The organism is Streptomyces yokosukanensis, assembly GCF_001514035.1.
Lineage (GTDB): Bacteria > Actinomycetota > Actinomycetes > Streptomycetales > Streptomycetaceae > Streptomyces > Streptomyces yokosukanensis.
Genome location: NZ_KQ948211.1, coordinates 499,149 through 522,090, shown reverse-complemented (window position 1 = coordinate 522,090; position 22,942 = coordinate 499,149). Strand labels below are relative to the sequence as shown.

Annotated in this window: 18 protein-coding genes and 2 tRNA genes; 18 read left to right on the top strand and 2 right to left on the bottom strand. The window is 68.8% G+C overall.

Annotated elements, in window-relative coordinates; genetic code table 11:
- The first annotated feature begins 295 nt into the window (after positions 1-295).
- Positions 296-490 carry a hypothetical protein gene (locus AQI95_RS17840; RefSeq protein WP_055703542.1) on the top strand — a complete coding sequence of 65 codons (195 nt, stop codon included), beginning with the start codon at positions 296-298 and terminating at the stop codon, positions 488-490.
- A gap of 93 nt (positions 491-583) precedes the next feature.
- The gene (locus AQI95_RS17835) at positions 584-814 is read left to right on the top strand and encodes a hypothetical protein (RefSeq protein ID WP_067124133.1); all 231 of its coding nucleotides are present in this window, start codon (positions 584-586) and stop codon (positions 812-814) included.
- 75 nt (positions 815-889) lie between these two features.
- On the opposite strand, the gene AQI95_RS17830 is transcribed toward AQI95_RS17835, so the two are convergent.
- Positions 890-963, bottom strand: a tRNA-Gly gene (locus tag AQI95_RS17830).
- A 161-nt stretch (positions 964-1,124) separates the two neighbouring features.
- On the opposite strand from AQI95_RS17830, the gene AQI95_RS17825 reads away from it, so the two are divergent.
- From AQI95_RS17825 to clpX, 5 genes are all read left to right on the top strand, one after another.
- Positions 1,125-1,201, top strand: a tRNA-Pro gene (locus AQI95_RS17825).
- 176 nt (positions 1,202-1,377) lie between these two features.
- Positions 1,378-2,748, top strand: coding sequence for a trigger factor (tig, locus tag AQI95_RS17820; protein ID WP_067124015.1), 1,371 nt, complete (start codon positions 1,378-1,380; stop codon positions 2,746-2,748).
- Positions 2,749-3,069: 321 nt separating this feature from the next.
- Positions 3,070-3,675: an ATP-dependent Clp protease proteolytic subunit gene (locus AQI95_RS17815; protein ID WP_067124131.1), complete on the top strand. Its 606-nt coding sequence runs from the start codon at positions 3,070-3,072 to the stop codon at positions 3,673-3,675.
- 67 nt (positions 3,676-3,742) lie between these two features.
- A complete protein-coding gene (locus AQI95_RS17810; protein WP_067124013.1) occupies positions 3,743-4,408 on the top strand; it encodes an ATP-dependent Clp protease proteolytic subunit in 666 nt (221 codons plus the stop codon).
- A 171-nt stretch (positions 4,409-4,579) separates the two neighbouring features.
- Positions 4,580-5,866, top strand: a complete 1,287-nt coding sequence (gene clpX, locus AQI95_RS17805) for an ATP-dependent Clp protease ATP-binding subunit ClpX (RefSeq protein ID WP_067124011.1) — start codon at positions 4,580-4,582, stop codon at positions 5,864-5,866.
- A gap of 155 nt (positions 5,867-6,021) precedes the next feature.
- Here clpX and AQI95_RS17800 read toward each other — a convergent pair whose 3' ends face one another.
- Positions 6,022-7,026, bottom strand: a complete 1,005-nt coding sequence (locus AQI95_RS17800; protein WP_067124005.1) for a hypothetical protein — start codon at positions 7,024-7,026, stop codon at positions 6,022-6,024.
- Between the two features lie 137 nt (positions 7,027-7,163).
- Between AQI95_RS17800 and AQI95_RS17795 the strand changes: the two genes are divergently transcribed.
- From AQI95_RS17795 to AQI95_RS17745, 11 genes are all read left to right on the top strand, one after another.
- Positions 7,164-9,794, top strand: a complete 2,631-nt coding sequence (locus AQI95_RS17795) for a valine--tRNA ligase (protein ID WP_067124004.1) — start codon at positions 7,164-7,166, stop codon at positions 9,792-9,794.
- Positions 9,795-9,923: 129 nt separating this feature from the next.
- Positions 9,924-11,438, top strand: coding sequence for a bifunctional tetrahydrofolate synthase/dihydrofolate synthase (folC, locus tag AQI95_RS17790; RefSeq protein ID WP_067124003.1), 1,515 nt, complete (start codon positions 9,924-9,926; stop codon positions 11,436-11,438).
- Between the two features lie 9 nt (positions 11,439-11,447).
- Positions 11,448-11,810 (top strand): DUF4233 domain-containing protein, encoded by a 363-nt coding sequence (locus AQI95_RS17785; protein ID WP_067124002.1) that lies wholly within the window; start codon positions 11,448-11,450, stop codon positions 11,808-11,810.
- 67 nt (positions 11,811-11,877) lie between these two features.
- Positions 11,878-12,291 (top strand): nucleoside-diphosphate kinase, encoded by a 414-nt coding sequence (gene ndk / locus AQI95_RS17780; protein WP_067124001.1) that lies wholly within the window; start codon positions 11,878-11,880, stop codon positions 12,289-12,291.
- Positions 12,292-12,613: 322 nt separating this feature from the next.
- Positions 12,614-13,633, top strand: a complete 1,020-nt coding sequence (locus AQI95_RS17775; protein WP_020940056.1) for a rod shape-determining protein — start codon at positions 12,614-12,616, stop codon at positions 13,631-13,633.
- Between the two features lie 162 nt (positions 13,634-13,795).
- Positions 13,796-14,731, top strand: a complete 936-nt coding sequence (gene mreC, locus AQI95_RS17770) for a rod shape-determining protein MreC (RefSeq protein WP_067123999.1) — start codon at positions 13,796-13,798, stop codon at positions 14,729-14,731.
- A gap of 12 nt (positions 14,732-14,743) precedes the next feature.
- The gene (mreD, locus tag AQI95_RS17765) at positions 14,744-15,421 is read left to right on the top strand and encodes a rod shape-determining protein MreD (RefSeq protein ID WP_067123997.1); all 678 of its coding nucleotides are present in this window, start codon (positions 14,744-14,746) and stop codon (positions 15,419-15,421) included.
- Positions 15,422-15,588: 167 nt separating this feature from the next.
- A complete protein-coding gene (gene mrdA, locus AQI95_RS17760) occupies positions 15,589-17,838 on the top strand; it encodes a penicillin-binding protein 2 (RefSeq protein WP_067123994.1) in 2,250 nt (749 codons plus the stop codon).
- Complete coding sequence (gene rodA / locus AQI95_RS17755) at positions 17,835-19,034, top strand: rod shape-determining protein RodA (RefSeq protein WP_067123993.1); 1,200 nt, start codon at positions 17,835-17,837, stop codon at positions 19,032-19,034. Before mrdA ends, rodA begins: the two co-directional genes overlap by 4 nt.
- Before the next feature lie 150 nt (positions 19,035-19,184).
- Positions 19,185-20,711, top strand: coding sequence for a CYTH and CHAD domain-containing protein (locus AQI95_RS17750; protein ID WP_067123990.1), 1,527 nt, complete (start codon positions 19,185-19,187; stop codon positions 20,709-20,711).
- Between the two features lie 70 nt (positions 20,712-20,781).
- Entirely contained in the window at positions 20,782-22,737 is a 1,956-nt protein-coding gene (locus AQI95_RS17745; RefSeq protein WP_067123989.1) for a TIGR03960 family B12-binding radical SAM protein, read from the top strand.
- Positions 22,738-22,942 lie beyond the last annotated feature (205 nt).

Genomic DNA, 22,942 nt, shown 5'->3' with positions numbered 1-22,942 from the left:
GATGTCCCGATTCATCCCGACTAAATGGTGCATACGGCGTCTCTGTGCGATCAATTCGAATTACCTGCGCACGAGATGTGTGGACGCGGAAACGAAGTCGCGCAATTGCCCGGGAAGTCGGGCGCGGACAGCCTGTCGAATTACTGTGCGGCGGGTCGTCCGCCCCGGTCCGGTGTCCGACGTTGTGTCACGAGCCGCATGAGGCGGCCGGGTTGGTGGCACGATGGTTCTGGCGGGGGTGCGGTGGCCGTACCCCCGGGCCGGGAGAGCGGACCGACCGAGGGTGTGATCAGTTGTGGCCATTTCACTGTCTGTGGTGCTGCTGTTGGCGATCATCCTGGTAGTGCTCCTACGAGGGGGGAACATCAAGGCGGGGCCGGCGATCGTCGCGGTCCTCTTCGGCTTCTTCCTCGCCTCGACCGGCATGGCCCCGTCCATCGACCGCTTCCTGAACTCGATAGCGGACTCCATCAGCTCGATCAAGTTCTGATCCGCCGGGGCGGGTCCCGTACCTGGACGGCCACGCGGGGGACATGCCCGTGGTGAGCCGTGTCGGGTGATCGGCATGGTCGTTGGAGCGGGCATGCGAAAGATCATCATGACCGCCACGCTGGCCATGGCTGCCATGGCCATGGCAGCCCCCGCTCATGCGAGCACCGGGCCGACCCCTTTCAGCAACTGGACCTTCTCGCCGGCATCCGTCTGCGGGCTGGAAGGGGCTGAGGTGGCGGCGCTGCCCATTCTGACCAACTTCGTCCCCATCCACTCCAACAGCTGCTCGAACGGCAACGTGCTCGACCACCCGGGGATCTAGGCCGAACGCGCGACCCCCGGAAACGATTCAGGGCCAGGTCGGAGGAATCATCCTCTGACCTGGCCCTGAGCCGTATGGAGCGGGCGACGGGAATCGAACCCGCGTAGCTAGTTTGGAAGACTAGGGCTCTACCATTGAGCTACGCCCGCAACAGTGCGCCGCAGGTCGGTGACCGCGGCACTGAAGGCATCGTAGCGGGTCGCCCGCCGCCGAGGCCAACGAGTTGGTCCGCGAGGCGCCCGCTCGCGCCGCCTCGGGAAATGCGGCCGACGCGACCGGCTCGGGCATGTACCCTACGTCTCGCACCAGACGGGGTGTGGCGCAGCTTGGTAGCGCGTCCGCTTTGGGAGCGGAAGGCCGTGGGTTCAAATCCCGCCACCCCGACCACCTGCTCACGACGTCGTGATGATCGCCTTTTGGGGCGATGAGCGGCTCCGGTTACTATGCAAGCTGCGCGCCCGTGTGACCCGGCCCTCACGGCCTACGTACTCCTCCGGGCGGCGAATCCGCCGGACCCGACTGGCTCCGGCAACCCAAGCAGTCAGCCACAAGGAGACCGAACCGTGAAGAGCGCCGTGGAGACCCTGAACCCGACCCGGGTTCGGCTCACTGTCGAGGTGCCCTTCGAGGAGCTCAAGGACAGCCTCGACGCGGCGTACAAGAAGATCAACCAGCAGGTCACGGTGAAGGGCTTCCGCAAGGGCAAGATCCCGGCCCGCGTCATCGACCAGCGGTTCGGCCGCGGTGCGGTGCTGGAGGAGGCCGTCAACGACGCGCTGCCCAAGTTCTACACCGAGGCGGTCAACGAGGCCGAGCTGAGCCCGCTGGGCCAGCCCGAGGTCGACATCACCGAGCTGAAGGACGGCGAGACGCTGAACTTCACCGCCGAGGTCGACGTCCGCCCGGCCCTGGAGATCCCGGACTACTCCGGCATCGAGGTCGAGGTCGACGCGGTCGAGGTGACCGACGAGGACATCGAGAAGTCGGTCGAGCAGCTGCGTGAGCGCTTCGCCTCCACCTCCCCGGTCGAGCGCGCCGCCGAGGACGGCGACGTCGTCACCATCGACCTGGAGGCCAAGGTCGACGGAGAGGTGCTGGAGGACGGCATCGCGAGCGGCGTCTCGTACACCATCGGCTCCGGTGAGCTGCTGGACGGCATCGACGACGCCGTGAAGGGCAAGTCCGCCGGCGAGGAGGCCACCTTCGCCTCCGAGCTGAAGGGCGGCTCGGCCGCGGGCAAGGAGGCCGAGGTCACCGTCAAGGTCAGCCAGGTCGCCGCCCGTGAACTGCCCGCGCTGGACGACGAGTTCGCGCAGCTCGCCTCCGAGTTCGACACCCTGGACGAGCTGAAGGCCGACAGCCGCAAGCGCCTTGCGAACATGAAGCAGTTCGACCAGGCCACCCAGGCCCAGGAGCGCGTCCTGGAGAAGCTCCTCGAGCTGGTCGAGGTCCCGGTCCCCGAGAAGCTGCTCGAGGACGAGATCAACACCCGCAAGCACAACCTGGAGCACCACCAGCTCGGCCAGATGGGCCTCGACCTCGAGAAGTACCTGGAGATCCAGGGCAAGACCGCCGAGGAGTTCGAGACCGAGACCCGCGAGGCCGCGGTCAAGGGCATCAAGACCCAGTTCGTCCTCGACGAGCTGGTCAAGAAGGAGCAGCTGAACGTCAACCAGGAGGAGCTGACCGAGCACCTCATGCGGCGTGCGGCCTCCTCCGGCATGTCCCCCGACCAGTTCGCCCAGGCCGTCGTCGAGGGTGGCCAGGTGCCGCTCCTGGTCGGCGAGGTCGCCCGCGGCAAGGCCCTGGCCGTCGTGGTCGAGGCCGCCACGGTGAAGGACACCAACGGCGAGATCGTCGACCTGGACGACGAGGAGGAGGAGACCGAGGCCGCCGAGGCGTCGGAGACCTCCGAGGAGAACGCCGAGGGCTGAGCGGTCCTACGGCGCCTCTGAAGCGCGTACAGCGGGCCCTGGGGACTCTTCCCCGGGGCCCGCTCGCATACCCGCCACCGTGGCCGGCCGCAGGGGCGCGGGGAACTGCGCGAACAACCCCCACCCACCCGCGGCCCGACGACAACGGCACCGCTTCCCCCACGAACCGCACCGGCTCCGGAGCGGAGCGCTACGCCCCCGGCGAACACCCGCATTCCCGGGATTCCCGGAAGGGACCATCGCGTTAGGGTCCATGAAAGGCAGAACAATGAGACGGCCCGGCGCCGTCGTAGACGAGCAGGTGGATACGTGACGAATCTGATGCCCTCCGCCGCCGGCGAGCCTTCCATCGGTGGTGGCCTCGGTGACCAGGTCTACAACCGGCTGCTCAACGAGCGGATCATCTTCCTCGGCCAGCAGGTCGACGACGACATCGCCAACAAGATCACCGCGCAGCTGCTGCTCCTCGCCGCCGATCCGGACAAGGACATCTTCCTCTACATCAACAGTCCCGGCGGTTCGGTGACGGCCGGCATGGCGATCTACGACACCATGCAGTACATCCCGAACGACGTGGTCACGATCGGCATGGGCATGGCGGCCTCGATGGGCCAGTTCCTGCTCACCGGCGGTACGGCGGGCAAGCGCTTCGCGCTGCCGCACACCGACATCATGATGCACCAGGGCTCCGCGGGCCTGGGCGGTACGGTCTCGGACATCAAGATCCAGGCCCAGTACCTGCTGCGCACCAAGAAGACCATGTCCGAGCTGACCGCGCTGCACTCCGGCCAGACCGTCGAGACGATCGTCCGCGACGGCGACCGCGACCGCTGGTTCACCCCGGCAGAGGCCAAGGAGTACGGTCTCATTGACGAGATCATCACGCACGCCTCGGGTGTTCCGGGAGGCGGCGGCACCGGTGCCTGACCGGCCCGGCCACGCCACGCACCGCCGAGACCCCAGCCCCCCGAACGCCACCAGGACGGTGAACCCCATGACCAACTTCCCCGGCGCCGCCAGCGGCATGTACGAAGGGCCCCGCCCCGACAGCCGCTATGTCATCCCGCGCTTCGTCGAGCGCACCTCCCAGGGCATTCGCGAGTACGACCCGTACGCGAAGCTCTTCGAGGAGCGCGTGATCTTCCTCGGCGTCCAGATCGACGACGCCTCCGCCAACGACGTCATGGCGCAGCTGCTGTGCCTGGAGTCGATGGACCCGGACCGGGACATCTCGATCTACATCAACAGCCCCGGTGGCGACATGACCGCCCTCACGGCGATCTACGACACGATGCAGTTCGTGAAGCCCGACATCCAGACGGTCTGCATGGGCCAGGCGGCCTCCGCGGCGGCCATCCTGCTCGCCGCCGGTACGCCCGGCAAGCGCATGGCGCTGCCGAACTCCCGTGTGCTGATCCACCAGCCGGCGGGCTCCACCGGCCGCGGCCAGCTCTCCGACCTGGAGATCATCGCCAACGAGTTCACCCGGATGCGTGAGCAGCTGGAGAACATGCTGGCGAAGCACTCGAACCAGCCGATCGAGAAGATCCGCGAGGACATCGAGCGCGACAAGATCCTCACGGCCGAGGAGGCGCTGGAATACGGCCTTGTCGACCAGATCATCTCCACCCGCAAGCTCAACAACAGCTCGGTCCGCTGACGCGGAGCGGCTTGTTCTCCGCCCCCCTTGGCGCGGTCCACGTCAAAGTGAACCCTGCCAAGGGGGGCCCGAACACCGGGCCCGGCAAGGTACCGTCGGACATAAGGCAGCACCAGGAGCCGCTGGATTCGAAAGCGTCCAGGCGTCTCCCAGGCGAAGGGGAAGCACACCGTGGCACGCATCGGTGACGGCGGCGATCTGCTCAAGTGCTCGTTCTGCGGCAAGAGCCAGAAGCAGGTCAAGAAGCTCATCGCAGGGCCCGGTGTGTACATCTGCGACGAGTGCATCGATCTCTGCAACGAGATCATCGAGGAAGAGCTCGCGGAGACCAGCGAGGTGCGCTGGGAGGAGCTGCCCAAGCCCCGCGAGATCTACGAGTTCCTCGAGGGCTACGTGGTCGGCCAGGAGGCGGCGAAGAAGGCCCTCTCCGTCGCGGTGTACAACCACTACAAGCGGGTCCAGGCGGGCGAGAACGGCGGCTCGAGCGGCCGTGACGACGCCATCGAGCTGGCCAAGTCCAACATCCTCCTGCTGGGCCCCACGGGCTCCGGCAAGACCCTCCTCGCGCAGACCCTGGCGCGCATGCTGAACGTGCCCTTCGCGATCGCCGACGCGACGGCGCTGACGGAGGCGGGCTACGTCGGCGAGGACGTCGAGAACATCCTCCTGAAGCTGATCCAGGCGGCGGACTACGACGTCAAGAAGGCCGAGACGGGCATCATCTACATCGACGAGATCGACAAGGTGGCCCGCAAGAGCGAGAACCCCTCGATCACCCGCGACGTGTCGGGCGAGGGCGTCCAGCAGGCCCTGCTCAAGATCCTCGAAGGCACCACGGCTTCCGTCCCGCCACAGGGCGGCCGCAAGCACCCGCACCAGGAGTTCATCCAGATCGACACGACGAACGTCCTGTTCATCGTGGGCGGTGCGTTCGCCGGCCTGGAGAAGATCATCGAGGCTCGCGCCGGCGCCAAGGGCATCGGCTTCGGCGCGACCATCCTCTCCAAGCGCGAGCTGGAGTCCAAGGACGTCTTCGAGGACGTCATGCCCGAGGACCTGGTCAAGTTCGGCATGATCCCCGAGTTCATCGGCCGCCTCCCGGTGATCACGAGCGTCCACAACCTGGACCGCGAAGCGCTCCTGCAGATCCTGGTCGAGCCCCGCAACGCCCTGGTGAAGCAGTACCAGCGGCTCTTCGAACTCGACGGCGTGGAGCTGGACTTCGAGCGCGAGGCCCTCGAAGCCATCGCCGACCAGGCCATCCTCCGCCAGACCGGCGCCCGCGGCCTGCGCGCCATCATGGAGGAAGTCCTCCAGGGCGTGATGTACGAGGTCCCGTCCCGCAAGGACGTGGCCCGCGTGGTCATCACGGCAGACGTGGTCCTGTCGAACGTGAACCCGACACTGATTCCGCGGGACGCGCGGGGGCGGGGGTCGGGGGAGCAGAAGTCGGCGTAGTGCCGTACCGAACATAGAAGTGATGCCCGGCACCGGTGAGGTGCCGGGCATCACTCATTTCCGCCATTGGGCCATGGAAGGGCTTGAACCCTGGCGGGGCGTCCCAAGCTGTCGGTGGGACGCCCGCTGGATTGGCTGCATTGCTTACACCAACGTCACATCTTCACACGCACGTCGTTGCGGAGCTTGGCCGCCAGGTCCGCTGTGTCGTTGATCGTGCCACCGTCACCTGAGGCGAGCATCGCGACGCTGAATGCCGAGACCCGTGCGATCGTGCTGTGGTCGGCCCAGATGCAGACCGGCACCTTGGCCGTCTTCGCCGTTCCGCTGGACGACGCCGACGAGTTGGTGTTGTCCAGCTGGATCACCTGGCATTTCATGATGCCGTTGGAGAAGCCCGACGGGGTGACCGTCTCGGGGCTGCCGATCAGTTTGCCCTTCAGGTCCGAGCCGCTCTGGTCCTTCTCGGACTCCAGCTTGGCCTTGGCGAACACGGCGTCGAGGACCGCTTCGGGATTGTTGATCGTGCCGTAGACACCGCTGAAGGTGATTCCCTTCGCGGTGAGGCCCGTGCCGCTGCGGTAGGTTCCGCCGGCACCCTGCGGGTTCTTGACTCCCGCCTTCTCGAAGTCCTTGAGGTCGGACGAGGAGACCTCTTCGCCGGACCCCGAGTTCTCCTGCTTCGTGTAAGTACCGTTGATGACCGACGCCGGAGCCGTCAGCTTGTGCGGTCCGTCGTCCGCGACGCTGCTGCCGCCACCCCCGCCGAACGCGAAGTACGCCCCCACCGCCACCGCCGCCACCACGGCGACCGCGCCGATGATCAGGCCCGTCTTCTTCTTGCCGCCGCCCGGCTGCGGCGGCTGCGGCATGCCGTAGGGCTGCTGGCCGTAGGGGGGCTGCTGGCCGTAGGCGTTCGGCTGCGGCGGCATGCCGCCCTGCTGGGGGTAGCCGTAACCCGGCTGCGGCGGTGCCGGAGGCGTCTGCTGGGGGTAGCCGTAGCCGGGCTGCGGGGCCTGCGGCTGCTGGCCGTACGGGCCAGGCTGGCCCGGCTGGCCGTAGGGCCCCGGCTGGCCGTAAGGAGCAGGCTGCCCCGGCTGTCCGTACGGACCCGGCTGCTGGGGCTGCTGGCCGTACGGGCCCGGCTGGTTGTAGCTCATTTCTGGGTTCCCCCTATGACGCTTATATGTTCCACACATCCTGGACCAGCCCCAGGGAACCCACCTCACCGGGGGCCGCACCGTTACAGAACAAACGCGTTTCGGGACCACCCCGTGACCCCTCTAAACTGACCCTCGTGACCGAGAATGCTCAGCAGCAGCCACCCGCGCCCGACCCCGAACTGCCGACCCAGTACGCGCCGGCCGATGTAGAGGGGCCGTTGTACGAGCGCTGGGTAGAACGCGGTTACTTCGAGGCGGACGCCAAGAGCGACAAGCCGCCGTACACGGTCGTGATCCCGCCGCCGAACGTCACCGGCAGCCTGCACCTGGGTCACGCCTTCGAGCACACCCTCATCGACGCGCTGACCCGTCGCAAGCGCATGCAGGGCTACGAGACGCTGTGGCAGCCGGGCATGGACCACGCCGGCATCGCCACGCAGAACGTCGTCGAGCGCGAGCTGGGCAAGGAAGGCAAGTCCCGGCACGACCTGGGACGGGAAGCCTTCGTCGAGCGCGTCTGGCAGTGGAAGGGCGAGTCCGGCGGGCAGATCTCCGGGCAGATGCGTCGTCTCGGTGACGGCGTCGCCTGGTCGCGTGAGCGCTTCACCATGGACGAGGGCCTGTCGCAGGCCGTCCAGACCATCTTCAAGCGGCTCTACGACGACGAGCTGATCTACCGCGCCGAGCGCATCATCAACTGGTGCCCGCGCTGTCTGACGGCCATCTCCGACATCGAGGTGGAGTACCAGGACGACGACGGCGAGCTGGTCTCCATGAAGTACGGGGACGGGGACGACACCATCGTCGTCGCCACCACCCGTGCCGAGACGATGCTCGGCGACACCGCCGTCGCCGTCCACCCCGAGGACGAGCGGTACAAGCACCTCGTCGGCAAGCTCATCAGGCTCCCGCTGACCGACCGTTCCATCCCGGTCGTCGCCGACGAGCACGTCGACCCCGAGTTCGGCACCGGCGCCGTCAAGGTCACCCCGGCCCACGACCCGAACGACTTCGAGATCGGCCAGCGCCACGACCTGCCGTCCATCACGGTCATGGACGAGCACGCCGTCATCACCGTCCACGGCCCCTTCCAAGGCATGGACCGCCTGGAGGCCCGCTCGGCGATCGTCGCCGCGCTGCGCGCCGAGGGCCGGATCGTCGCCGAGAAGCGGCCGTACGTCCACTCCGTCGGACACTGCTCGCGCTGCAAGACCACCATCGAGCCGCGCCTGTCCATGCAGTGGTGGGTCAAGGTCGGCCCGCTCGCCAAGGCCGCCGGTGACGCGGTCCGCGAGGGCAAGGTCAAGATCCATCCGCAGGAGATGGAGAAGCGGTACTTCGACTGGGTCGACAACCTCCACGACTGGTGCATCTCGCGCCAGCTGTGGTGGGGCCACCGCATCCCGGTCTGGTACGGCCCGGAGGGTGACGTCGTCTGCGTCGGACCGGACGAGGAGCCGCCCGGGACCGAGGCGGAGGGCTGGCACCAGGACACCGACGTCCTCGACACCTGGTTCTCCTCCGGCCTGTGGCCGTTCTCCACCCTCGGCTGGCCCGAGCAGACCGAGTCGCTCGCGAAGTTCTACCCGAACTCCGTCCTGGTCACCGGCTACGACATCCTCTTCTTCTGGGTCGCCCGGATGATGATGTTCGGCCTGTACGCGATGGACGGCACCCCGCCGTTCCACACCATCGCCCTGCACGGCATGGTCCGCGACCAGTTCGGCAAGAAGATGTCGAAGTCCTTCGGCAACGCGGTCAACCCGCTGGACTGGATGGACAAGTACGGCTCCGACGCCCTGCGCTTCACCCTCGCCCGCGGCGCCAACCCCGGCGTCGACGTCCCGATCGGCGAGGACTGGGTCCAGGGCTCCCGCAACTTCGCCAACAAGATCTGGAACGCCACCCGCTTCGCCCTGATGAACGGCGCGACGGTCCAGGGCCCGCTGCCCGAGCCGTCCCGGATGTCGGCGACGGACCGCTGGATCCTCTCCCGCCTGAACTCCGTGGTCGCCGAAGTCGACGCGTACTACGACGACTTCCAGTTCGCCAAGCTGTCGGACGCCCTCTTCCACTTCGCGTGGGACGAGGTCTTCGACTGGTACGTCGAGCTGTCCAAGACCGTCTTCCAGGCGGGCGGCGCGCCGGCCGAGGTCAGCAAGCGGGTCCTGGGCGAGGTCCTGGACGTCACGCTGAAGCTGCTGCACCCGGTCGTCCCGTTCGTGACCGAGACCCTGTGGACGACCCTGACCGGCGGCGAGTCGATCGTCATCACCGACTGGCCGAAGGACAGCGGCCTGCGCGACGCCGCCGCCGAGCGGGAGATCGAGACCCTCCAGTCGGTCATCACCGAGGTCCGCCGCTTCCGCGCCGACCAGGGGCTCCAGCCCGGCCAGCGCGTCCCCGCCCGCCTGGCCCTGGACGGCACGGCCCTCGCCCCGCACGAGGCCGCCATCCGCCAGCTGCTGCGCCTGCAGCCCGAGGGCGAGAGCTTCACGGCGACCGCCACCCTGCCGGTCGGCGGCGCCGAGGTCGCGCTCGACCTCTCCGGCACGATCGACGTGGCGGCCGAGCGCAAGCGTCTCGCGAAGGACCTGGCCGCCGCCGAGAAGGAGAAGGCCCAGGCCACGGGCAAGCTCGGCAACGAGGCGTTCCTGGCCAAGGCTCCGGACAACGTGGTGGACAAGATCCGAGGACGCCTGGCCAAGGCGGAGGAGGACATCGCGCGGATCACCGCCCAGCTGGAGAAGCTGCCGCAGGCGTGAGCAGTTCCGCCTGACGAAGGCCCCCGGTGCGCATGAGGCACCGGGGGCCTTCGCCTGCGTCGCACCCACCTCGACCGGCCCCACCGAGCCACCGCACCCTTTGTCGGTGCGCCTCCGTAGACTGACCCTGTGAGCGACCACCCGCACGAGAACGACCAGCCCGACCCCCTCGACGGCTTCGACGAAATCGTCGAGGCCGAGACCACCCGCGACCCCGACCTCGCGGTCATCGAGGCCGGCAGCCGTACCCTGCGAACCCAGGGCGGGCAGCCGTCCGCCGACGTACCCACGCGGCCCGAGGACCCCGAGGTCGACCGGGCCCTGCGCGAGGTGGAGACGGAGCTGGCCACCCGCTGGGGCGAGACCAAGCTGGAGCCCTCGGTCAGCCGCATCTCCGCGCTGATGGACGTGCTCGGCGCGCCGCAGCGGTCGTACCCCTCGATCCACATCACGGGCACCAACGGCAAGACCTCCACCGCCCGCATGATCGAGGCGCTGCTCGGCGTCTTCGAGCTGCGCACCGGTCGCTACACCAGCCCGCATGTGCAGTCGATCACCGAGCGGATCAGCCTGGACGGCACCCCGATCTCCGCCGAGCGGTTCATCGAGGCGTACGAGGACATCAAGCCGTACGTCGAGATGGTGGACGCACAGCAGGAGTACCGGCTGTCCTTCTTCGAGGTGGTCACCGGCATGGCGTACGCGGCCTTCGCGGACGCCCCGGTGGACGTGGCCGTCGTCGAGGTCGGCATGGGCGGATCCTGGGACGCCACCAACGTCATCGACGCCGACGTCGCCGTGATCACCCCCATCGCTCTGGACCACACCGACCGGCTCGGCGAGACGACCGCGGAGATCGCCGCCGAGAAGAGCGGCATCATCAAGCAGGGCGCGACCGTGATCCTCGCGCAGCAGCCGGTGGACGCGGCGCAGGTGCTGCTGAAGAAGGCCGTCGAGGTGGACGCGACCGTGGCCCGCGAGGGGCTGGAGTTCGGGGTCGTCGCCCGGCAGGTCGCCGTCGGCGGGCAGCTGGTCACACTGCGCGGCCTCGGCGGTGAGTACGAAGAGGTCTACCTCCCCCTCCACGGCGCCCACCAGGCGCACAACGCCGCCGTCGCCCTCGCCGCCGTCGAGGCGTTCTTCGGCGTCGGTGCGCAGCGCGCCGACCCGCTGGACATCGACTCCGTGCGCAAGGCCTTCGCGGCCGTGTCCTCCCCGGGCCGTCTGGAGGTCGTACGGCGCTCCCCGACCGTGGTGCTGGACGCGGCGCACAACCCGGCGGGCGCCGAGGTCACCGCCGAGGCGGTGCGGGAGGCGTTCGACTTCAGCCGGCTGATCGGCGTGGTGGGCGCGAGCGGCGACAAGAACGTGCGGGGCCTGCTGGAGGCCTTCGAGCCGATCTTCACCGAGGTCGTCGTCACCCAGAACTCCAGCCAGCGGGCGATGGACGCGGACGAGCTGGCCGCGATCGCCGTCGAGGTGTTCGGCGAGGAGCGGGTGCAGGTCGAGCCGCGGCTGCCGGACGCCCTGGAGGCCGCGATCACGCTGTCCGAGGAGGAGGGCGAGTTCGCGGGCGGTGGCGTGCTGGTCACCGGTTCCGTCATCACCGTCGGCGAGGCCCGGCTGCTGCTGGGGAAGGGCTGAGACTGAAGGATGCGTACGCTCTGTGCGTCGACACTGATCGGCGAGTTCTTCGTCATCGGGTTCGCCGGTCTTGTCGCCATGAAGGACCCGAGCCTGGCCGTCTCCACGGTGTGGCTGGTCAGCGGAATCGCGATGGTGCTGTGTGTGCTGCTGTGCGGCATGGTGACCCGGCCCGGCGGGGTGGCCCTCGGCTGGGCCCTGCAGATCGCGCTGATCGCCTCCGGCATCTTCGTCCCGACCATGTACTTCATGGGCGTGGTGTTCGCGGCGCTGTGGTGGGCGTCGGTGCACTTCGGCAGAAAGGTGGACGAGGCGAAGGCCGGCTTCGCCGCCCGGACGGAGTCCGGCTCCTCGTCGGCTGACGCTGCGTAACGGGCGTTCCGACACGCCCTGTAACCTCGTCCCACCACCGCAGACGTCCGTCAGAAGGAGCCCTCCCGTGAGCCAGCGCACCCTCGTCCTGCTCAAGCCCGACGCCGTCCGTCGAGGCCTGACCGGCGAGATCATCAGCCGTATCGAGCGCAAGGCCGGCTGGCAGATCACCGCGCTGGAGCTGCGCAGCCTGGACCAGGACACCCTGGAGCAGCACTACGGCGAGCACAAGGGCAAGCCCTTCTACGAGCCGCTGGTGGAGTTCATGTCCTCCGGTCCGGTCGTCGCGCTGATCGTCGAGGGCGAGCGGGTCGTCGAGGGCGTGCGCGCGCTCGCCGGCCCGACCGACCCGATCGCCGCCGCACCCGGTTCCATCCGCGGCGACTACGGCGTGATCGTCCGCGAGAACCTGATCCACGCCTCCGACTCCGAGGAGTCCGCCGAGCGCGAGGTGAAGATCTTCTTCCCGGGCCGTGCCTGAACCGGGAGTGAGCCCCGCGCGGAGTTTTCGCTAATTTTTCTGAGTGGGCGTCAGCTGGTTCCGGTGGCGCCTGACCAGGGACGGCCGTACATTTCCGGCCGTCCCTTGGCATATGCCTAGTCGATCGGGGGAACGCGTGCCTCCGATGGACCGTCTCCACAAGCGGGGCGGGCCGCCATCTGGTGACAATGGCGGAGACCCTCGCGCAGTGTCCGTGCAGGCGCGTTTACGATGGAAGCCTTCACGTCACAGCACCCGCCTCGCCGACCTGATATGCCCTCAAAAGCCCGGGAAGGCCAGATGAATCCGGATGGGGAACTCAATGTCGTTCATCGGCCGTGACATGGCTGTCGACCTCGGGACCGCCAACACGCTGGTGTACGTCAGGGGTCGTGGAATCGTACTCAACGAGCCCTCCGTCGTCGCGATCAACACCAACACCGGTGGAATCCTCGCGGTCGGTGCCGAAGCGAAGAAGATGATCGGCCGGACGCCGGGCAACATCGTGGCCGTGCGCCCGCTGAAGGACGGCGTGATCGCCGACTTCGAGATCACCGAGCGGATGCTCCGCTACTTCATCCTGAAGATCCACAAGCGTCGCTACCTCGCCCGGCCGCGGGTCGTCGTCTGCGTGCCCTCCGGCATCACGGGCGTCGAGCGCCGTGCCGTGATCGAGGCGTCCTCCCAGGCCGGCGCCCGCCAGGTGCACATCATCGAGGAGCCCATGGCCGCGGCCATCGGATCCGGCCTGCCGGTCCACGAGGCCACGGGCAACATGGTGGTGGACATCGGCGGCGGCACCACGGAGGTCGCGGTCATCTCGCTCGGCGGCATCGTCACCGCCCAGTCCATCCGGGTCGCGGGCGACGAGCTGGACAACGCGATCATCCAGTACATCAAGAAGGAGTACAGCCTTCTGCTGGGCGAGCGCACGGCCGAACAGATCAAGATCACGATCGGTTCCGCGTACGACCTCGACTCCGACGAGCACACCGAGGTCCGCGGCCGGGACCTGGTCTCCGGGCTGCCGAAGACCGTGGTCATCTCGGCCGCCGAGGTCCGCAAGGCCATCGAGGAGCCCGTCAACGCCATCGTGGACGCGGTCAAGACGACCCTCGACAAGTGCCCGCCGGAGCTGTCCGGCGACATCATGGACCGAGGAATCGTTCTGACCGGCGGTGGAGCCCTGCTGCGCGGGCTCGACGAGCGGCTGCGCCGGGAGACCGGGATGCCGATCCACATCGCCGAGGACCCGCTGGACAGCGTCGCGCTCGGCTCCGGCAAGTGCGTCGAGGAGTTCGAGGCGCTGCAGCAGGTCCTGGACGCCCAGCCGCGCAGATGACGTAAGTCTTCGATTCCGCCGCACGAGACGTTCTCCTCTCGTGCGGCGGATCGTTGATGAGAGGCATAAGCTCCCACAAATGGCCCCGTCGGGTTGCGAATCGCTCAAGCGCCCGCGAAGGGGTTCCCGAATTCCTATCGAGGAAGGGCACGGCCGCCGCACGTGAGGGACACGAAAGAGAGCCGGCTGCTCCTGGTCCTGCTGGTTGCCATCGCATTCGCACTGATCACAGTGGACATCCGCGGGGGCAGGAACTCCCCGGTCGACGGTGCCCGGCAGGCTGCGGCCGCCGTGTTCGGCCCGGTCGAGAACGGACTGTCCTCGGCGGTCGAACCGGTCGGCAACGCCGTCTCGGCGATCCGGGACTCCGGCAGCCGCCACGACCGGCTCGCCGCCCTGGAGAAGGAGAACGCGGCCCTCAAGGCGAAGCTCGGCAGCGACGACCGCAACCGCAGCCGGCTGAAGCAGCTCGACAAGATGCTGAAGGTCGCCGGCGAGGGCCAGTACGGCATCAAGGGCGCCCAGGTCGTCGCCATAGGGTCGGCGCAGGGCTTCTCCTGGACCATCACCATCGACGCGGGTGCGGCCGACGGCATCAAGCGCGACATGACCGTCCTCAACGGCGACGGACTGGTCGGCCGGGTCACCACGGTCGGTCCCGACACCTCCACCGTGCTGCTCGCCAACGACCCCGACTTCACCGTCGGCACCCGCATGGAGGGCAGCGACGAACTCGGCTTCGCCTCCGGTCAGGGCGACCGCCCGCTGCGCGTGGAACTGCTCAACGGCAAGGCGGAGGTGAAGAAGGGCGACCGGCTCGTCACCTTCGGCTCGGAGGCGGACCGGCCGTTCGTACCGGGCGTCCCGGTCGGCGTGGTCTCCCGCGTCGACCCCTCCAACGGCGGCCTGACCCGCACGATCTACGTCACCCCGTACGTCGGCTTCACCAAGCTCGACATCGTCGGCGTGGTCGTGCAGGCACCGAAGAAGGACCCGCGCGACGAGGTCCTGCCGAGCAAGCCCCACCCGACCCCGACACCGACGGTGACCGTCACGGTGACGCCGTCCGCCGACGCCTCCTCCAACGAGCAGCAGTAGGAGCCGAACCCCATGCGCCCCAACCGGATCCTGCTCTCCACCGCGCTGGTCGTCGTGGCCCTGGTGATCCAGGTGAGCGTCCTCGCCCGCCTGCATCTGCCGGGCGCGGTGCCCGACCTGCTGCTGCTCACCGTCCTGGGCCTCGCCATGGTGTACGGCCATGTCGGCGGCGCCCTCGTCGGCTTCGGCGCCGGTCTGCTCGCCGACCTCGCCCCGCCCGCCGACCACGCGGCCGGCCGCTACGCGCTCGTGCTGTGCGTCATCGGCTACTTCGCCGGGCTGATCAGGCCGGACAACGGCCGCCTGAAGTCGGCAACCGGTCCGATGGCCGTCGTCGTCGCCGCCGCGATCGGCTCCACGCTGCTGTACGCGGGCGTCGGCGCCCTGGTCGGCGACACCGCCGCCCGCCATGTCGGCCTGCCCGGCCTGCTGTTCTCGGCCGCCCTGTACGACCTGCTGCTCGCCCCGTTCGTGGTCCCCGCGATCATGTGGCTGGCCCGTCGCGCCGACAACGACCCGCTCACCGAGGCCGGCCCCGCCGCCAAGGCCGGCGACATCTCGACCGGCTGGCTGTCCTCCGGCACCGGCCTGCGCATCGGCAGCCAGCGCGGCGGCCTCGGCGCGCTGAAGGCCAAGGCCCGCACCCGCTCCACCCGGGTCGGCCGGATCAAGGGGGTCAAGCGGCTGTGAAGCGCGGTCAGGCGCCCGCGGGTCCCGCAGAGTTCACCCGAACGGGGCGGCTCTCCCGGAACGCGGGCTCACAGGCTGGTCGTTCATCATTCGTACGCACGCGGCCGATTCGTACACACGCGCCGCACGCACAGGCATCCGTGCACTGAGAGGGGGAGGCAGCCGCAGTGACCAACATCCCCGAGACCGGTCGGACCCCACGGGTCCAGATCCGGCTCGTCGTGATCCAGATCCTCGTTCTCTCCCTCCTCGGCACGCTCGGCGGCCGGCTGTGGTATCTGCAGATCCGCGAGGGCGCCCAGTACCAGAAGGAGGCCTCCGGCAACCACGTCCAGCAGGTCGTCGACCCCGCCGTGCGCGGCGACATCCTGGACGCCCGCGGCGTGCCCCTCGCGGACAACGAGACCCGTCTGGTCGTCTCCGCCTCCCGCACCGACCTGCTCAAGCAGAAGGACGACGGCAAGGCCGTCCTCACCAAACTGGCCGGCGTCCTCGGCGTGAAGCCCGAGGACGTCATCCAGAAGGTCCGGCTGTGCGACGCCAAGACCCCCCAGCCCTGCTGGAACGGCTCGCCGTACCAGCCGATCCCGATCACCGACGAGGCCACCCCGAAGCAGGCCCTGCAGATCCGCGAGCGCTCCGAGGACTTCCCCGGCATCACCGCCGAGCCCGAGGCCGTGCGCCGCTACCCGGGCCCGGGCAAGTCCAACACCGCGCAGGCCCTCGGCTATCTCTCGCCCGTCACCGACGACGAGATCCAGAAGGCCAAGAACACCAACTCGCCCTATCTGCGCTCCGACATGGTCGGCCGCTCCGGCCTGGAGCGCGAGTACGACAAGGAACTGCGCGGCAAGGCCGGCGTCACCCGCTACGAGGTCGACAACCTCGGCCGGGTCATCGGCAAGGCCAAGTCGGACGCGGCCGAGTCGGGCTCCAACCTGGTCACCAGCATCGACTCCCGGGTGCAGCGCGTCGCGGAGTACGAGCTGGACAAGGCGATGAAGGCCGCCCGCCAGCAGTTCGACAAGATCACCGGTGAGAACTACAAGGCCGACTCCGGCGCCGTCGTGGTCATGGAGGCCAAGACCGGCCGGATCGTCGCGATGGCCTCGGCCCCCACGTACGACCCGAACGTATGGGTGGGCGGCATCTCCGCCAAGGACTACAAGGCCCTGACCGGCAAGAGCTCCGACTACCCGCTGCTCAACCGGGCCATACAGGGTCAGGCGGCCCCCGGTTCGACGTTCAAGGTGGTCTCCACGGCCGCCGCGGTCCAGGCCGGCTACGTGTGGGACGGCGGCTACCCCTGCACCAGCTCCTACTCGGTCGGCGGCCAGGTCTTCAAGAACTTCGAGGGCGAGAACTTCGGCCCGATCTCCCTGGGCCGCGCCCTGGAGGTCTCCTGCGACACCGTCTTCTACGGCCTCGCCGACCAGCAGTGGAAGAAGGACGGCGGCATCAACCCCAAGAAGGGCCAGCCGAAGGACTGGTTCTTCAAGACCGCCCACCAGTTCGGCCTCGGCAAGCAGACCGGCATCGACCTGCCCAACGAGGTCACCGGCCGCGTCCCGGACCGCCAGTGGAAGCTCGACTACTGGAAGGCCAACAAGGACGCCTGGTGCAAGTCCGGCAAGAAGGACGGCTCCTACGTCCAGAAGATCTATTACGAGAACTGCCTCGAAGGCAACAAGATGCGCGAGGGCGACGAGATCAACTACTCCATCGGCCAGGGCGACACGCTCGTCACGCCGCTGCAGGAGGCGATGATCTACGGCGCCGTCGCCAACGGCGGCACCGAGTACGTCCCGACCATCGGCAAGGCGATCGTCAGCGCCGACGGCAAGAGCGTGCAGGAGATCAAGCCCAAGGTGCAGCGCAAGCTGCCGGTCAGCCAGGCCACCCTCAAGGGGATGGACGACGCCTTCGCGGGCGTCATCACGCGCGGTACGGCCGCCTGGAAGTTCAACGGCTGGCCGCAGGACAAGATCGCCCTGCACGGCAAGACCGGTACGGCGGAGGTCTACGGCAAGCAGACCACCGGCTGGCTGGCGACGTACACCAAGGACTACTCGGTGATCATGACGATCTCCCAGGCCGGTACCGGTTCCGGTTCCGCTGGTGAGGCCGTGCGCAACATCTACAGCGCGCTCTACGGCGTCCAGGGCGACGGCTCCATCGACAAGAAGAAGGCGCTGCTGCCCGAGCCGCAGAAGGGCCTGCCGCAGATCCGCAAGGACGGCACCATCGCCGCCCCGAAGGTCACCGGCGACCCGGGCAAGGACGCCGAGGCCGCGCAGAAGAACAACCCGAGCAACGGCGACAGCCAGCAGCCCGCCGCCACATCGTCGCCCGGCACGGGCAACCGCAACACCCGCAGGCGGCCTCGCAAGAGGGGAAGCCGGAGGATGCCCTCATGACCGGCGCGAACAGCTTCTCCGTCTCCGGGTACGGCCCGGAGCGGGCCGGCTGGACCAGGATCTTCGCCCGTGACTCGGTCGCCCGCAGGCTGGACTGGCCGATACTGCTGGCGGCCCTCGTGCTCTCGCTGGTCGGCTCGCTGCTGGTGTACTCCGCCACCCGCAACCGCACCGAGATCAACCAGGGCGACCAGTACTACTTCCTGGTCCGCCATCTGATGAACCTGGGCATCGGGTTCGCCCTGATGATCGGCACGATCTGGCTCGGCCACCGCGCCCTGCGCAACGCCGTGCCGATCCTCTACGGCGTCTCGCTGCTCGGTGTGCTGCTGGTGCTCACCCCGCTCGGCGCCACCATCAACGGCAGCCGCAACTGGATCGTGTTCGGCGGCGGCTTCTCGCTCCAGCCCGCCGAGTTCGTGAAGGTCTCGATCATCCTGGGCATGGCGATGATACTGGCGGCGCGGGTGGACGCCGGGGACAAGCCGTACCCCGACCACCGCACCGTGATGCAGACGCTCGGTCTGGCCACCGTGCCGATCCTGATCGTGCTGCTCATGCCCGACCTCGGCACGGTCCTGGTCATGGTGACCATCATCCTCGGCGTGCTGCTCGCCTCCGGCGCCTCCAACCGCTGGATCTTCGGTCTTCTCCTCGCCGGCGTGCTCGGCTGCATCGCCATCTGGCAGCTGCACATCCTGGACGAGTACCAGATCAACCGTTTCGCTGCCTTTGCCAACCCCGCCCTCGACCCCGCGGGCGTCGGCTACAACACCAACCAGGCCCGTATCGCCATCGGCTCCGGCGGCCTGACCGGGGCCGGACTCTTCCACGGCTCGCAGACCACCGGCCAGTTCGTGCCCGAGCAGCAGACGGACTTCGTCTTCACGGTCGCGGGGGAGGAGCTGGGCTTCCTCGGCGCGGGCCTGATCATCTTCCTGCTGGGCGTGGTGCTGTGGCGCGGCTGCCGCATCGCCCGCGACTCCACCGAGCTGTACGGGACGATCGTGGCCGCCGGGATCGTCGCCTGGTTCGCCTTCCAGGCCTTCGAGAACATCGGCATGACCCTCGGCATCATGCCGGTCACCGGTCTGCCCCTGCCGTTCGTGTCGTACGGCGGCTCGTCGATGTTCGCGGTCTGGATAGCGGTGGGACTGCTGCAGTCGATCAAGGTGCAGAGACCCATGTCGGCGTAGCCCTCCGACGACTGCGCCGTGATCGTGGACGGATGCCGGTGCGCGGGGCGGACGCGGAGGCGCGTTCACCGGGTGGATGTGTGGAATTTTCCTGCCATTCACCCGGGGCGGCCCCTGCCGTGCCGCCCCGAGGGCCACTAGATTCAATTCATGGCGGATGCGAAACGCGAGATCGAGCGCAAGTACGAGTCCGACGACAGCGGGCTGCCCGACCTGACGGGCGTCGGCGGCGTGGCGGCGGTCCTGGACAAGGGCCTGATGGAGCTCGACGCCACCTACTACGACACCGCCGACCAGCGCCTGGCCGGCGCCGGCCTCACCCTGCGCCGCCGCACCGGAGGCTCCGACGCCGGCTGGCATCTGAAGTTCCCGGTCGCCCCCGGGGTGCGCGACGAGATCCGGGCGCCGCTCTCCGACACCGTCCCCGAGGAGATCGCCGCCCTGGTCCGCTCCCGGGTCCGGGACGCCGAGCTGGTCCCGCTGGTCCGGCTGCGCTCAGCCCGTGATGTGCGCCACCTGGTCGACGCCGACGGCGCCCTGCTGGCCGAGGCGAGCGTCGACGCCGTGACCGCCGAGCGCATCGGCGGCCGGGCGGCGGCCGCCCAGTGGACCGAGATCGAGGTGGAACTGGCCGACGAGGGCGACCCCGCCTTCCTCGACCAGGTGGAGAAACGGCTGCGCAAGGCGGGCGTACGCCCCTCGAAGTCGCCGTCGAAACTGGCCCGGGCCCTGGAGCAGACGGAGGAGCACCGCCGTAAGGGCCGTAGGAGCCGCAAGAGCCGCGAGAAGGGCGGGCCGGCGGCGCCGGAGACGGCCGGCGAGCACGTCCTCGCCTATCTGCGCGTCCAGCGGGACGTGCTGGTCGAGCTGGATCCGGCCGTCCGCCGGGACGTTCCCGACTCCGTGCACCGTATGCGGGTCGCCACCCGCCGCGCCCGCAGCACCCTGCGCAGCTTCCGCTCCGTCCTCGACCGCACCGTCACCGACCCCATCGGCGCCGAGCTGAAGTGGCTCGCAGGCGAGCTGGGCCTCGACCGCGACCAGGAGGTGATGGCCGAACGCCTGACAGCCGCCCTCGACGCGCTCCCGCCCGACCTGGTCGCCGGCCCGGTCCACGAGCGCCTCTCGACCTGGGCCGAGGCCCGCCACGGCGGCGCCCACAGCCGGCTCACCGAGGTGCTGGACTCCCGCCGCTATCTGACCCTGCTGGACACCCTGGACGGTCTCCTCGCCGCCCCGCCGCTGCGCAAGGCCGCCGCGAAGCAGCCGGACCAGGTGCTCACCAAGGCCATGGACAAAGACCTGGCGACCCTCTCCGCCCTGGTCGAGCAGGCGATCGACGTTCCGCCCGGCGGGGAACGCGACGTCGCCGTGCACGAGGCCCGCAAGAAGGCCAAGCGCACCCGGTACGCGTCCGAGGCCGCCGCACCCGCCCTCGGAAAGCCGGCCCGCTCCCTGACCAGGGCCATGAAGTCCCTGACCACCCTCCTCGGCGAGCACCAGGACAGCGTCATGACCCGGCGGACCCTGCGCGAGCTGTCCGCGGGGGCGCACGCCGCGGGGGAGAACGCGTTCACGTACGGGGTGCTGTACGGGCGCGAGGAGGCCCTGGCCGTGCGGGCGGAGGCGGAGCTGCCGGGGCTGTGGAAGGAGATCAGAACCCCGGCCGCCGGCTGAGCGTACGAGGGACGCCGCCGGGCGGGTTACGCTTGATGGTCACCCCTGTCAGCTCATGAAGGTTCGCGAGATGCCTGTCGAGTCGGTTTTCCCGCAGCTCGAAGCTCTGCTCCCGCACGTGCAGAAGCCGATCCAGTACGTCGGTGGAGAACTCAACTCCACCGTCAAGAACTGGGACGAGTGCGACGTCCGCTGGGCGCTCATGTACCCGGACGCCTACGAGGTAGGTCTGCCCAACCAGGGCGTCATGATCCTCTACGAGGTCCTCAACGAGCAGGAGGGCGTCCTCGCCGAGCGCACCTACAGCGTGTGGCCGGACCTGGAGGCGCTGATGCGCGAGCACGGCGTCCCGCAGTTCACGGTCGACAGCCACCGCCCGGTGAAGGCCTTCGACGTCTTCGGCCTCAGCTTCTCCACGGAGCTGGGCTACACGAACATGCTCACCGCCCTGGACCTGGCCGGCATCCCCCTGGAGTCCAGGGACCGCACGATCGACGACCCGATCGTCCTGGCCGGCGGCCACGCTGCGTTCAACCCGGAGCCGATCGCGGACTTCATCGACGCGGCGATCATCGGCGACGGCGAGCAGGCCGTGCTCGACATGACCCGGATCATCCGCGCGTGGAAGGCCGAGGGCTGCCCCGGCGGCCGCGAGGAGGTCCTCTTCCGCCTGGCGAAGACCGGTGCGGTGTACATCCCGGCGTTCTACGACGTCGAGTACCTGCCGGACGGCCGTATCGCCCGCGTGGTCCCGAACAGGTCGGGCGTCCCGTGGCGCGTCTCCAAGCACACCGTCATGGACCTGGACGAGTGGCCGTACCCCAAGCAGCCCCTCGTCCCCCTGGCCGAGACGGTCCACGAGCGCATGTCGGTGGAGATCTTCCGCGGCTGCACCCGCGGCTGCCGCTTCTGCCAGGCGGGCATGATCACCCGCCCGGTGCGCGAGCGCTCGATCACCGGCATCGGCGAGATGGTCGACAAGGGCCTGAAGGCGACGGGCTTCGAGGAGGTGGGCCTCCTCTCCCTGTCCTCGGCCGACCACTCGGAGATCGGGGACATCGCGAAGGGCCTGGCGGACCGGTACGAGGCCGACAAGATCGGTCTGTCCCTGCCCTCCACCCGCGTCGACGCCTTCAACGTCGACCTGGCCAACGAGCTGACGCGCAACGGCCGCCGCTCCGGTCTGACCTTCGCCCCCGAGGGCGGCTCCGAGCGCATGCGCAAGGTCATCAACAAGATGGTCTCGGAAGAGGACCTGATCCGTACGGTCGCGACGGCCTACGGCAACGGCTGGCGCCAGGTGAAGCTGTACTTCATGTGCGGCCTGCCGACGGAGACCGACGACGACGTCATGCAGATCGCCGACATGGCGATGCACGTCATCCAGAAGGGCCGCGAGGTCTCGGGCGCCAACGACATCCGCTGCACGGTCTCGATCGGCGGCTTCGTCCCGAAGCCCCACACCCCGTTCCAGTGGGCGCCCCAGCTCTCCGCCGAGGACACGGACGCGCGCCTGGAGAAGCTCCGCGACAAGATCCGCGGCGACAAGAAGTACGGCCGCTCGATCGGCTTCCGCTACCACGACGGCAAGCCGGGCATCGTCGAGGGCCTCCTGTCCCGCGGCGACCGCCGCATCGGCGCGGTCATCCGCGCGGTCTACGACGACGGCGGCCGCTTCGACGGCTGGCGCGAACACTTCTCCTACGACCGCTGGATGGCCTGCGCCGACAAGGCCCTCGCCCCCTTCGGCGTGGACGTCGACTGGTACACCACCCGCGAGCGCACCTACGAGGAGGTCCTGCCCTGGGACCACCTCGACTCCGGCCTGGACAAGGACTGGCTCTGGGAGGACTGGCAGGACGCCCTCGACGAGACAGAGGTCGAGGACTGCCGCTGGACCCCGTGCTTCGACTGCGGCGTCTGCCCCCAGATGGACACTCGGATACAAATCGGTCCGACCGGCAAGAAGCTGCTGCCTCTGACGGTCAAGAAGCCTGCGACCAGCGGAAACGCGAGTCAGTCATGAGCGAGGCGTTACGACGCATCGCCGATGCTGTGACGGACGTCACTGAAGGCGACGTGAATGCGGTGCTGATTGCACTTGGTGTCGCGGGCAGGGAACGGCAACCTGCCCGCGAGGCGTGCCGGACGCCGCTGCCGTCGCCCACGAGCGCACCGGACATTCACTCGGAGGTTGAGTGGGTCTGAGCGCGGGCGTAGTGACGTAACGC